Raw genomic sequence first — 11,405 nt, 5'->3', positions numbered from 1 at the left:
CTGTCTCACTCGGGTCGGGGGTCCTCGCCTTGCTGAGGGGGCCGCGTCGCTGCGCTTGCTCGCCGGTTAGGGCTAGGCCGTTGCACTGGTGAGCCCCGCGCAGGCACGCGCCCCTGTGCGCCAGCAGAATCAAAGCTGGCATCCAATTCAGCCGAGTAGTTTCTGCCGTGAATGGACGGGGTGTTTCGTTATGCCGAAAAATGCCAATGAGATTGTTTTGTTCGAGTCCTCTGACGCTCAGATCTCGTTGCCTGTGAGCGTTGATGAAGAGACGGTTTGGCTGACCAAGGAGCAAATGGCTCTGCTCTTTGATCGCGATAGGACGGTGATTAGCCGCCACATCTCTAATGTGTATAAGGAGGGCGAGCTCGAGCGAGAGCCAACTTGTGCAAAATTTGCACAAGTCCAAGTCGAGGGCGACAGGGAGGTCTCTCGTACGTTCAATCGTTACAGCCTCGATGTCATCATCTCCGTGGGTTATCGCGTGAAGTCCCAGCGAGGCGTCGAGTTTCGTCGTTGGGCCACGAGCGTCCTGCGTGAGTACCTGTTGAAGGGGCATGCGGAGAATCGCCGCAGGCTCGAGCAGCTCGGGCAAATCGTGAGCGTCATGGACCGTGTGCCGGAGTCGCTCGGCGCCTCGGACATCCTGTCTGTGGTCAAGGCTTATACGGGCGCGCTCGACCTTCTCGACAATTACGACCATCAGCGAGTCAAAAAACCGCGAGGCGTCGCCCGGGCCACCTATGTGCTTGAGTATGACGAGTGCCGCAAGCTCATCGACTCCATGCGCTTCGCGGGCGAAAGCGACCTGTTCGGCGTCGAGAAGGATGGGTCCTTCAAGTCCAGCATTTCGGCTATTTATCAGGGATTTGGTGGGCGAGAGCTGTACCCGAGCCTGGAGGAAAAGGCCGCAAACCTGCTCTACTTTGTTACCAAGAACCACTCGTTTCTCGACGGTAATAAGCGCATCGCCGCGTCATTGTTCCCGTACTTCCTCGATGCGAACAGCGCCTTATGGGTGGAGGGAGCCAAGCGCGTGCCCGACAACGTGCTTGTTGCCGTGACCATCATGATCGCGGAGTCCAACCCTGCCGAGAAGGAGGTTATGGTCGCCTTGGTTATGAGCTTCCTTACTGCGGGATAATTGTCTGCTTCCGGTGGGCGCGGGGGGCGTCGTGCCACTTGTCCGCTCATTTTGTGAGGGACAGTTGTCTCTGGGTTAAGATACCTGCGCAGACCATGTTTCCGGTGCAGGTGGAGAACCCAGCGCCGGTGTAAGTCTAGGGCTCGCCTGCGCCCTGGGCATTTCTGGTCGGGGCGTGCGTATTCGTCTCGTCAGAAAGGGAGAGCATGGGCTCCACACCCAACACCAAGCAATCAAGCAGCACGGCGTTTCTCGTCGTCATGTACGCGGCGGCGTTTGTCGCCGCGTTCAACGAGAACATCATCAACGTCGCGCTGAACGACATCATGGGCGCGTTTGCCGTGAGCGCGACCACGGCGCAGTGGCTGGTTTCCGGCTACATGATCGTGACTTCCATCTTCACGGCTACCATGGCGTGGCTCTCCGGCCGCTTCAGCACCCGCAAGCTGCTGTTCGCTGCCTGCGCGTGCCTCATCGCCGGCGAGGCGCTCTGCCTCGTGGCACCCTCGTTTGCGATCCTTCTGCCCAGCCGAATCCTTCAGGCGGCGGGCTCGGGCATCCTGTTCCCGCTGATGATGAACGTGGTTCTGACCTGCGCCCCACGCGAGAAGCTCGGCCTGTTTCTGAGCCTGGGTGGCGCCTGCATCACGCTGGGCCCGGCGTTCGGCCCCGTCGTCTCCGGCCTCATGTGCACCCTCTTCGGCTGGCGCGCGATCTTCGTCGTGCCGCTGATCGGAGGCATCGTCGTCGCGGCTGCCGGCGCCCTGTTCGTGCGCAACATCGGCCAGCGCTCCGACGCCGCGCTCGACTCACTCTCCGTCGTGCTTCTCGCCGCGGGCATCACGGCCTTCGTCTTCTCGGTTGGCGAGTTCTCCGCAAACGTCATGGTCGGCGTGGTCGCGCTGGTGGCGGCCGTCATTCTTATCGCTATCTTTGCCAGGCGCCAGCTTGCCATCGAAAACCCCGTGCTCAACGTCCGGCCGATGGCGAACGGCAGCTTCTGGCCTGCCTGCGTGCTGGTGATCGTTGCCATGATGACCACGTTCTCGATGAGCGTGCTGCTCCCGCTGTACTTTGAGGGGGCCTTTGGCATGAGCGCGCTCACCGCCGGCCTGCTCATCCTGCCCGCCATCGCGGGCAACGCCGTGACGTCCGTCGTGGGCGGCCGCATCATGGACAAGCGCGGCTCCTGGCCGCTGCTGCCGGTGGGCTTTGCCCTTATCGCCGCAGGTCAGCTGGCCATCTCGCTTACTGCCGGCAGCCTTGAGCTGGGCGTCGTGGTGGCGCTGACCGTGGTGGTCTACGCGGGCGTGGGCCTGGTGCTGAGCCCGTCCCAGACGGCGGGCCTGGCCGCCCTTCCGCCCGAGCAGTACGCGCACGGCACGGCCCTCATCAACACGTGGAACATGATCGCGGCGTCCTTCGGACCGTCGCTCTTCATCGGCATCCTGTCTGCCGGCGCCGCCGAGGCCGGTGCCGCGGGCTCGGCGGCCGCTCTTGCCCAGGCGCTCGGCTTTGCCGGCGCGGTGCGCGTGGCGGCCCTCATCGCTGTGGCGGGTCTTGTCGTGGCACTCGCCTACGCCCTGCGGGAGCGCAAGGCGCGCTAGTGGCACAATGGCGGGCAGGGGCATTCTCTGCCCGCCATTCCATTCTCTGCCCACCGTCCGTTTGAGGGAGAGCCGCATGGCAACGCTTCGGGATTGTGTGTACGGTCAGGCCGTGGGCGACGCGCTGGGCGTGCCGTTTGAGTTCAGGGCGCGCGACAGCTTCTGCTGCTCCGACATGGTGGGCCACGGCACGCACGACCAGCCGGCAGGCACCTGGAGCGACGACACCTCGATGGCGCTTGCCATCTGCGACAGCTATCGCCAGCTGGGGCGCATTGACACGCAAGACATCCGCCGGAGGTTCTGCGATTGGTACGGGCACGACGCCTATACCTGCGACCACCTCTTTGACATCGGCAACGCCACGGCCACGGCTTTGCGTCTCGGCCATGGCCTTTCGGGCGAGAGGGACAACGGCAACGGGTCTCTCATGCGCACCATTCCCCTTGCCTTTGCGGACGCTACCGACGATGAGGTGGTCGCCGTCTCTGCCATCACCCACGCGCACCCGACGTCCACCGAGGTCTGCGTGCGCATGGTCCGCGCCGCCCGCGAGCTCATTGCCGGCGCTGCTCCGCGTAAGGTCGCGGCCGCATACGGCGTCGACGTCAAGAAGTCCCGTGAGGCCGTGCGCTCAGGCGGCTTCGTGCGCGACACCTTCGACGCCGCGCTGTGGTGTCTTGCCAATACGGACAACTACGCCGACTGCGTGCTTCTCGCCGTCAACCTGGGTGACGACACCGACACCACGGGCGCCGTGGCGGGTGCCCTTGCGGGCATCGTCTACGGCGAGGCCGGCATCCCGCAGGCCTGGCGCGACCGCCTGCGCGGCACCGGCATCATCGACGCCTGTCTCTTCTGACCAGCTGACGCAGAAATGACACGAAGGGACTGTCCCTTCGTATCATTTTGCTAGGATTAGCCCCGTCTAACTTTGTTTGATGGGGTGGTTTCGCTGTTTAACGTTCGCTTTCTCAAGATGCTTCCCGAGGCGACCAAGACGGTCGTCGTCTGTGTGGTCCTTAAGCTGCTTGCGCTTGTGGCACAGGTCGCGTCCTTTGTCGTGCTCGCCGGAGCGATCGGCGCGGGCTCGCTGCCCACCGGTGGGCTTCTCACCTGCGCGGCGTTTATCGTGGCGTACTTCCTGCTGTCCACTGCCGCCCGTTGCGCGGGCTCTGTCGCGGGTTCTCGCGCCGCGGCCACGCTCACTAAGGACCTCTTCTCTAAGGTGGTCGAGCTCGGCCCCGCCCGCGCCCGCGTGATCTCCGACGCCGAGTGCACGACCCTCATGGGGGAGGGCGTCTCCCGCCTGCGCCCCTACTTCGCGAGCTATCTCCCGCAGTTCTTCTTTGCGCTTCTCGCCCCGCTCGTGTCCTTCTGCGCGCTTGCCCCGACGTGTCTGCCGGCGGCCCTGGTCATGTTGCTCTGCGTGCCCCTGATCCCCGGCTCCATCATGATGTTCATGAAGCAGGCCAAGCGCTTCATGGGTGAGTACTGGGGCACCTACGTCGACCTTTCTGGGTCTTTCCTGGACGCCATCCGCGGCCTCACCATGCTCAAGGGCTACCGCGCGGACGGCCGATGGCACAGGCGCCTGGACGCTGAGGCCGAGGAATTCCGCCAAGTGACGATGCGTCTCTTAAATGTGCAGCTCGGAAACGTCACCCTCATGGACCTCTTTACCTACGGTGGCATGGCGGCGGGCATCGCCGTGGCCTGGGGCATCTATGCCGCGGGCGGCCTTGACCTCTCCGGTCTTGCGCTCGTGGTTCTTCTCGCACCGGGCTTCTTCACGCCCATGCGCTCCTTCGGCTCGCTCTTCCACACCGGCATGAACGCAAACGCCGTCATCGACCAGGCCCTGGCGCTGCTCGACGCTCCCTTGCCCGCGCGCGGTGAGAAGGACTGCGCGGAGGGGCTGCCCGCCATCGAGGTCGAGGGCGCAAGCTTCGCCTACTCCGACGGGATGCCCGCGCTCAAGGACGTCGCGCTGGAGGTCCCCTTCAACTCCCTCGTGGGCCTGACGGGGGCCTCGGGCGGCGGCAAGTCCACGATGGCGCGCCTTGTCGCGGGGCTTCTCGGTGCCGACTACCAGGGCTCCGTTCGCGTCTGCGGGATCGAGCTGCGAGAAATCGACCCGGCGTCGCTTCGCAGCGTGGTGACCTATGTGGGCCCCTCCACGCACGTCTTCAAGGGCAGCGTACGCTCCAACCTGCGTCTGGCCAAGCCCGAGGCCACCGAGTCCGAACTTTGGGGTGCCCTCAAGAACGCCCAGCTGGACAACTTCGTCCTCGCGCGCGGCGGCCTCGACATGGAGGTCGCCGAGGGCGGGCGCAACCTCTCCGGCGGTCAGCGCCAGCGCCTGTGCTTTGCGCGCGCCCTGCTGCGCGACACCCCCATCTACGTCTTTGACGAGGTGGCCTCCAACATCGACCAGGTGAGCGAGACCGCCATCAACGACGGCATCCAGCGCCTGAGCGTCCACAAGACCATCCTTCAGGTCTCCCACCGCCTGCTGCCGCTTGCCTGGGCGGACGAGATCTACGTGATGGGGGAGGGACAGGTCCTGGAGCACGGCGAGCACCAGGTGCTTCTCGCCCGGGGCGGGGCCTACCGCAGGCTCTGGGACCAGCTGGCCGAGCTCGAGTCCCTTGCCCGCGTGAGCGGCGTGGAGTACGACCAGGAGACCTACGTGCCCTCCGAGGCCGAGCTCAAGGTGGCCAAAATCGCCGCCCGCCGCGCCATCCCGCTCATGGGCGGCCGCGCCATGGAGGCGGCCCTCGAGGTCATGAGCTACCGCCGCTACTTCGAGGCGCCGACGGCCGACGTCCCGGACGGCCACCCCGCGTGGATCCCGCTGCCCGACTATGGCGAGAAGCCCGCAAAGGCGGGCTCGGATTCAAATGAGGCGCAGGTGAGCGACTCCGTTGAACCCGGGAACCCCGCCGATGGGGAGCCCGGTGCCGCCGCGCCGTCGCCCGTCTCGCGCGGCGCCCTTGCCACCATCCGCGGCCTCGTCGGCCTCACCTCCGACATGACCGGCGAGGTCGCGCTCGCAAGCGTCCTCGGCGCCCTCGGCATCGCGATGGCCGCGGCCGTCCCCACCCTTGGCGTCCTTGGCGCCGCGGGCGTCGTGCCGGCGCTTCTCGCCGCCGTGTGCCTTGCTGCCGCAGCCGTGGTCCGCGGTATTCTTCATTGCCGCGAGCGCCTGCTCACGCATGACCAGACCTTCCGCACGCTGGCCCTCATCCGCTCGCGCCTGTTCGGCAAGCTTCGCGAGCTTGCGCCCGCGCGTCTGGCCTCCCGCGACACCGGCGAGCTCATCGGGCTTCTGACCTCGGACGTCGAACTTCTCGAGGGCGTCTACTCAAGGAGCCTGGGGCCGTGCCTTTCCGCTTCGCTCGCCGCCGCGGCCACAACGGTCGCGCTGGCGTTTGTCGCGCCCGCGCTCGGGCTTGTGGCGCTTCTCGCCTTCGCGACCCTGGGCATCGCGCTGCCCGCCCTCTCGGCGCGCCTCACCTCGGCGCGCGCCCGCGAGATCTCCGGCTACGGCGCCCTCATGACCACCTTCCTGCTCGACTGCCTCTCCGGCATGGACGACCTCGCCCAGTGCGGCCGGGCCGATGAGTACGCCGCCGAGATGGATGCCCACGTGGACTCCCTCGATGGCGGCGAGAAGGACCTCTCGCTTGCCACGGCGGCGCTGGCCGCGGCAGGAGACGCCGGAGCCCTCGCGTTTACGTGCGCAGCCGTCGCGGCGGGTCTTTCTGCCGCCGGTCCCGTAGCCGCGCTTGCCGCCACGGCGGCCCTGCAGGCGGTTCTCTTCCCGGTCGTGGACTGCGGACGCCTGGGCTTCTCGCTGCAGGCGACCCTTGCCGCGGCCGAGCGCGTGCTGGACGTGCTGGACGAGAACCCCGAGACCCAAAACATTGCGGGCGAGTCGCCTGCGGGCCCGTTTGCCTGCGCGGGCCTCGAGTCCGCCTCCTTTGCCTACGCAGACGGCGACCCTGCGTTGAGCGATCTCTCCCTTCGCGTCGAGAAAGGCCAGGTCCTTCGTCTCATCGGCCCCTCGGGCGTCGGCAAGTCCACGGCCCTTCGCCTGCTCATGCGCTGGTGGGACCCGGACGCGGGCGCGGCCTATCTGAACGAGCGGCACCTCTTCGACGTGAACTCCGAGGACCTGCGCGCCGCTGAGGCCTTTATGGAGCAGGACACCTACCTGCTCGCCGGCACCCTGCGCGAGAACATCCTCGTGGCCGCGCCGGGCGCTACGGAGGCTGAGTTCGCCCGCGCTATAAAGGATGCCGCGCTCGCGGACGTCGCCGCCCGCCTGCCGCAGGGCCTCGAGACGCCGGTGGGGGAGGGCGGAAGCCCGCTTTCGGACGGCGAGCGCCAGCGCGTCGGCCTCGCCCGCGCCTTCATCTCCGGCGCCGAGCTGCTCCTTCTCGACGAACCAACGAGCAACCTCGACGCCCTCTCGGAGGCCGCGGTGCTGGGCGCCCTTGCCAAGAACCGCGGGCAGCGCACCGTCGTCGTGGCCACTCACCGCCGCGCCGTCGCCTCCGTCGCGACCGACACCCTCGTGCTCCAAGGCGACCGCCGCTCATAGGAATCCGTCCGATTGGGCTACTTTTCCGATGCGTGTTGCGAAAAAAGTATCGCATGGTTAACATCCTGTACCGCTTCTGAAAGTTAACCATGGGTGATTTACGTCACCTGTTGCGAGGTACATCGATGCAGCTCATCCTTCCGAACTTCCTCATCGCCCTGCGCGAGGGCGTCGAGGCCGCGCTCGTCGTCGGCATCATCGTGGCCTACATCAACAAGGTCGGCCGCAGGGACGTCCTGGCGCGCTTCTGGATCGGCGTCGTTTTGGCCGCGGCCATCCCGCTCGGCCTCGGCATCTACTGGACCTGGGGCCCCATGACCATCACCTTCCAGGCGCAGGAGATCCTGGGCGGCGTCTTCTCCATCGTGGCCGCGCTCTTCGTCACCTGGATGATCTTCTGGATGGGCAAGAATTCCCGCCAGCTCACGGCGAACATCCACGCCGAGGCCGACCAGGCCCTGGAGTCCGGTAACGTCCACGGCCTCATCTGGATGGGCATCGTCTCCGTCGCCCGCGAGGGCGCCGAGACCGCCGTCATGGTCTGGGGCGTCGTGAAGTCCTCCGGCACCACGCAGGTCTGGGAGCCCACCATCGGCGTCGTGCTCGGCCTTGTTGCCGCCATCGTCATCGGCTACCTGATCTATCGCGGCTCGCTCCACATGAACATCCACACGTTCTTTACCTTCACGGGCTACCTGCTCATCTTCGTGGCCGCCGGCATCTTCCTCTACGGCTTCCACGACCTGCAGGAGGCAAGCGTGCTTCCCGGCTGGGGCATCTTCCTCTGGGACCACACCGCCGTCATCACCCCGCTTCTGCAGCAGTGGTGGTTCGTCATCCTGAACGCCTTCTTCAACCTGCAGTACCTCTTCCAGCCCACGGCGCTTCAGCTTGGCGCCTGGATCGCCTACCTTGTCGTGGTCCTGCCCCTGTTCACCCTTCAAATCCAGGGCAAGATCTTCGTCGACAAGCGCACCCGCGAGGAGGTCGACGCGGCCGCCCGTGCCAAGGTCGCCGATAAGGCCGAGGGCGAGAAGTCCGAGGGCGAGAAGGCCGACGCCTAGCACCACCCGCACCACCCGCGCCACCTGCACCACTTGGTAAAGTGCGCGCTCCGGCGCGCTGAGTTTATGGGAAGAAAGGTTCCACAGCATGAATCTCGATCAGAACTGGGTCCGCAGGGCCGCCGTCGTCGCCATTGCCGGCGCTCTTGTCGTCACCCCGCTCGCTGGCTGCCAGTCCAACAGCACCAGCTCCACCAGCTCCGACTCCAGCGCCTCCCAGGCCTCCGAGAGCACCTCTGACGTCATCACCGTCACCATCGACGACACCTCCTGCAAGGTGTCCGCCGCCGGCGCCAAGTCCGGCGTCGTGACCTTCTCCGTCACCAACAACGGCACCGCCGTCAACGAGTTCGAGATCCTCGCCGAGGACAAGCTCCAGATCGTCACCGAGCGCGAGAACCTGACCCCGGGCACCACCACCGAGGTCACCGCCATCCTCGAGCCGGGCACCTACTACACCGCCTCCAAGACCAACATGGTCGGCGCCCTTGTCGACGCCACCGAGTTCGTGGTCGAGGACTCCGGCGAGGCCGTGACCGTCTCCGCCGACGAGCAGGAGCTGCGTGACAACGCCCTGACCATGTACACCGCCTACATCCGCGACCAGGCCGGCCAGCTCGTTGAGGCCACCAACAACTTCGTCGAGGCCTACCGCTCCGGCGACACCGAGAAGGCCAAGGAGCTCTACCCGCTGGCCCGCATGTACTACGAGCGCGTCGAGCCGACCGCCGAGGCCTTCGGTGACATCGACCCCAACCTCGACCTGCGCGAGGCTGACGCCAAGGCCGGCGACGTCGAGGACATGGCCGACTGGAAGGGTTGGCACGCCATCGAGAAGGACCTCTGGACCCCCGAGGACGCCAACTACACCGCCGAGCAGAAGACCGCCCTGGCCGACGCCCTTGTCGCCGACACCAAGGCCTTCTACGACCTCGTCTACTCCAATGACTTCTCCATCAAGATCGACGACGTGACCAACGGCGCCATCTCGCTGCTCGAGGAGGTTGCCACCTCCAAGATCACCGGCGAGGAGGAGGCCTTCTCGCACACCGACCTCTATGACTTCCAGGCCAACGTCGAGGGCGCCAAGGTTGCCTACGGCAACGTCAAGTCCATCGTCGAGAAGAAGGACCCCGACCTGGCCAAGGAGATCGACGAGGCCTTCGACACCCTCGAGACCTACCTGTCCAAGTACAACACCGGCACCTCCGAGGCCCCGGTCTACCCGTCCTACACCGAGATCGACTCCAACGCCGGTGCCGAGCAGGACGAGGACAACCTCTCCACCGGTGCCCGCGAGCTCTCCGACGCCGTCAACGCCCTGCGCTCGGCCCTCGGTGACCTTACTGCTGTTGTCCTGAGCTAAGCCCTAGCCTCTTAGCGAAGGATCGGCCGGGGTCGACGGTTCCTGCACCGTCGGCCCCTTAGTGCTAAAGAAGCCCCGCGCCGGGCAACGCCCGTCGCAAAACCACGAGAGGAGACGGTATGAGCGAGATTCGCGAAGGCCAAATCCAAGAAGAGAACGAGCGCGCCGGCGTCACCCGCCGCGGTGCCCTGAGGGGGCTGGCCGGCCTCGCCGCCGGCGCCGCGGCGACCGTCCTCGTGGGCGGCTGCTCGAACAGCGCCGCGGCTACCGGCACCAAGTCGGCCTCCGTCATCCCTGACGGCGAGCGCTGGAGCGAGGACGGCGACGTCGTCACCAACGTGCAGCGCATCGTGAGCCCCATGCGCGGCTGCGAGGACGGCCACCAGCCCGGCGTCATGGGCAGCCAGCAAAACGTCCAGGCCGTCGCCTTCAACATGATCACCGAGGACCGCGACAAGGTCATCAAGCTCCTGAAGGAGTGGACCACCGCCGCCGAGAACATGTGTGCCGGCTACCCCGTCAAGGAGCCCGATGCCAAGAAGTACAGCGCCCCCAAGGACACCGGCGAGGCCTACGACCTCGGCGCCGCCGGCCTGACCATCAGCTTCGGCCTGGGAGCCACCTTCTTCCAGACCTCCGACGGCAAGGACCGCTACGGCTTGGCCTCCATCAAGCCCGAGAAGCTCGACGCCGCCATGCGCAAGTTCCCCGGCGACTACCTCGAGGACGCCGAGTGCGGCGGCGACTTGTTCCTGCTCATCGCCGCCGAGGATCCCAAGGTCTGCTTTCACGCCATGCGCAACATGGTCCGCATCGCCTACGGCAAGGCCTCCATCAAGTGGAACAAGGTGGGCTACTACCACACCATCAGCCCGGAGGGCTACGCCCACGCCGACCGCGACCTCTTCGGCTTCCGCGACGGCACCACCGCCCCCGACCCCGGCACCGAGGAAGGCGCCAAGATCTGGGACGAGTGCGCCTGGATCGCCGCTGACGACGACCCCAACGGCAAGCTCTACGCGGGTGGCACCTACATGATGTGGCGCGCCTTCAATATGAAGTTCGAGTCCTGGGACGAGCAGACCCTTCAGGAGCAGGAGCGCGTCATCGGCCGCACCAAGCTCGAGGGCATCCCGCTGTCCGGCGGCGACGACGAGTCGGCCGAGCCCGACCTCAAGGCCACCGACGCCGACGGCAACGCCCTTATCGACCCGCGCTCGCACATCGCCTGCTTCCGCAGCTACCTCAACGAGTCCGGCCACTACATGTGCCGCTGGGGCTGGAACTGGTCCAACGGCATCGACAACCTCGGCCAGCTCCAGGGCGGCATGTACACCGGCGGCATGGCGCGCGACCCCGAGAAGGACTTCTACCAGTACATGGACCGCTGGCGAGACTGCGACCTCACCGACTACTTCAAGTTCACCGGCTCCGCCGTCTGGCTCATGCTGCCGGGCCTGAAGTCCGATCAGGAGTACATCGGCCAGCAGCTCTTCGAGGCCACGGCGTAGCTGCCTAAGCCTCACCTCTTGCTCACACTGAATCCGGGGGCGTCCCTGCACAGGGGCGCCCTCGATCAGGTTCGGGCAAAAAAGTTCGCCTAGCCTTACTATTG

Annotated in this window: 7 protein-coding genes; all 7 read left to right on the top strand. The window is 66.1% G+C overall.

What is annotated here, in order from left to right; all coding sequences use genetic code 11:
• The first annotated feature begins 217 nt into the window (after nt 1-217).
• Complete coding sequence (locus U5709_RS08485; RefSeq protein ID WP_321973203.1) at nt 218-1,144, top strand: virulence protein RhuM/Fic/DOC family protein; 927 nt, start codon at nt 218-220, stop codon at nt 1,142-1,144.
• Nucleotides 1,145-1,350: 206 nt separating this feature from the next.
• Nucleotides 1,351-2,751 carry an MFS transporter gene (locus U5709_RS08480; protein WP_321971211.1) on the top strand — a complete coding sequence of 467 codons (1,401 nt, stop codon included), beginning with the start codon at nt 1,351-1,353 and terminating at the stop codon, nt 2,749-2,751.
• A gap of 76 nt (nt 2,752-2,827) precedes the next feature.
• A complete protein-coding gene (locus U5709_RS08475; RefSeq protein WP_321971210.1) occupies nt 2,828-3,613 on the top strand; it encodes an ADP-ribosylglycohydrolase family protein in 786 nt (261 codons plus the stop codon).
• 84 nt (nt 3,614-3,697) lie between these two features.
• Complete coding sequence (locus U5709_RS08470; RefSeq protein WP_321973202.1) at nt 3,698-7,360, top strand: ATP-binding cassette domain-containing protein; 3,663 nt, start codon at nt 3,698-3,700, stop codon at nt 7,358-7,360.
• Between the two features lie 125 nt (nt 7,361-7,485).
• Nucleotides 7,486-8,424 (top strand): iron uptake transporter permease EfeU, encoded by a 939-nt coding sequence (efeU, locus tag U5709_RS08465; protein ID WP_321973201.1) that lies wholly within the window; start codon nt 7,486-7,488, stop codon nt 8,422-8,424.
• 88 nt (nt 8,425-8,512) lie between these two features.
• Complete coding sequence (gene efeO / locus U5709_RS08460) at nt 8,513-9,790, top strand: iron uptake system protein EfeO (protein WP_321973200.1); 1,278 nt, start codon at nt 8,513-8,515, stop codon at nt 9,788-9,790.
• Between the two features lie 119 nt (nt 9,791-9,909).
• The gene (locus tag U5709_RS08455; protein WP_321971206.1) at nt 9,910-11,301 is read left to right on the top strand and encodes a Dyp-type peroxidase; all 1,392 of its coding nucleotides are present in this window, start codon (nt 9,910-9,912) and stop codon (nt 11,299-11,301) included.
• Nucleotides 11,302-11,405 lie beyond the last annotated feature (104 nt).

The sequence above is a fragment of the Paratractidigestivibacter sp. genome, from assembly GCF_963660155.1.
Classification (GTDB): domain Bacteria; phylum Actinomycetota; class Coriobacteriia; order Coriobacteriales; family Atopobiaceae; genus Paratractidigestivibacter.
Note: the sequence above shows the minus strand (reverse complement) of the source record. Positions and strands in the feature narration are given on the sequence as shown.

Bases quoted from the DNA above. Each gene is read 5' to 3' on its own strand.
- U5709_RS08480 (WP_321971211.1), top strand. From the start codon at position 1,351: ATGGGCTCCACACCCAACACCAAGCAATCAAGCAGCACGGCGTTTCTC.
- U5709_RS08475 (WP_321971210.1), top strand. From the start codon at position 2,828: ATGGCAACGCTTCGGGATTGTGTGTACGGTCAGGCCGTGGGCGACGCG.
- efeU (WP_321973201.1), top strand. From the start codon at position 7,486: ATGCAGCTCATCCTTCCGAACTTCCTCATCGCCCTGCGCGAGGGCGTC.
- efeO (WP_321973200.1), top strand. From the start codon at position 8,513: ATGAATCTCGATCAGAACTGGGTCCGCAGGGCCGCCGTCGTCGCCATT.
- U5709_RS08455 (WP_321971206.1), top strand. From the start codon at position 9,910: ATGAGCGAGATTCGCGAAGGCCAAATCCAAGAAGAGAACGAGCGCGCC.